Here is a 1,216-nt window from a genome sequence, read left to right on the forward strand (position 1 = left end):
GCGGGCGGGCGGTGATCGTGGACCGCACCAAGGACGAGGAGCGGGTGCGCTTCGCCCAAGCCTGCCCCGGCACCGCGCAGGTCATCCGCATCGGCCATGACAGCGAGGTCGGCCTCGATCCGCTGCGCCTGTTCGCGGACGTCAGCCCGAAGGTCGCGGCGCGGTTCTGCGAAAGCCTCCCGGTGGTCGACACTCGCCGCGCCGACGCCGTGGTCTTCGCTGTCAACGCCCTGCAGTTGCCGAAGAAGGCCGAGCTGGCCAGCGAGCGTCCCGGCGAGAGTGACGGTGTCCTGCGCGATCCGGTGCGCCGCCGCCGTGCCGGACGGACCGACCAGGGGCAGCCGCAAGGGCGGTGAGCACGGTCTCGGCGACCAGCCGCCATCGCCGGCCGGGTCGATGTTCGGGTTGGCGTCGACGTCGAAGGCCCTCGGCGACTTATCCCCCGGGAAGCCGGCGCAGGCCTTGCCGGCGAGGCAGGGACACGGCATGCAGGCACGATCGGTGTCTGGTGGGTGGGGGTGCTTCCTCCGGTGGCGGGGCTGTTCGGTGGAGGTGGGTGGGGGGTGGTTCGGGGTGTAGTGGTGCGGTGCGGCCCGGCGGTCCTACGTTTCCTCCTGCCAGGTCCGGCGGGGATGGGCGTGCCGGGACGCCTTCTGGCCTATCGCGTGTCGTTTGTTCGATGTCACAGCTGAGGAGTTCACGTCCGTGTCCACGCATCGTCTTCCCCGTTCCCGTTCCCGTTCCCGTCGCCGGCTGCTGGCGGTGGCCATCGCGTTCGCGTCACCGCTCGCCGTGGTCGCGTTCCCCGCCTCCGCATCGGCGGAGGACGATCCAGTGACGACGACCGCGGAAGCCCCACCGAAGGAGATCGTTCCTGCGGGCGGAACGAACCCTCAGCCGCCCGCCTCGCAGGAGATCCAACGCCCGGCCGCGCCCGCTGACGCCCTGACCGAGGACCTGGCAGCTGATCCGATCCCGGTCGGTGGCTACCCGGACTCGGTGGCCCTGCTGCCCGACGAGAGTCGTGCGTACGTCACCAGTGCCAACGCCGGGACGGTGTCGGTGATCGACACCGCCACCAACACCGTCGTCGGGCAGCCGATCAAGGTCGGCAGTACCCCGCTGTGGTCGGCCGCGAGCAAAGACGGGACCCGGGTGTATGTCGCCAACAACGGTGCCGGGACGGTGTCGGTGATCGACACCACCACCAACACCG

1 protein-coding gene and 1 pseudogene are annotated in these 1,216 nt (G+C 70.6%); both read left to right on the forward strand.

Going from position 1 to position 1,216, the window contains the following annotated elements:
- Positions 1–356: pseudogene (locus AA75_RS37000) on the forward strand (hypothetical protein); the annotation flags it as partial.
- Positions 357–705: 349 nt separating this feature from the next.
- Positions 706–1,216: YncE family protein (locus AA75_RS37005; protein ID WP_233289348.1), on the forward strand; the 511-nt coding region annotated here is incomplete at its 3' end.

Source organism: Kitasatospora sp. MBT63 (genome assembly GCF_000710465.2).
In the GTDB taxonomy this organism is placed as follows: domain Bacteria; phylum Actinomycetota; class Actinomycetes; order Streptomycetales; family Streptomycetaceae; genus Kitasatospora.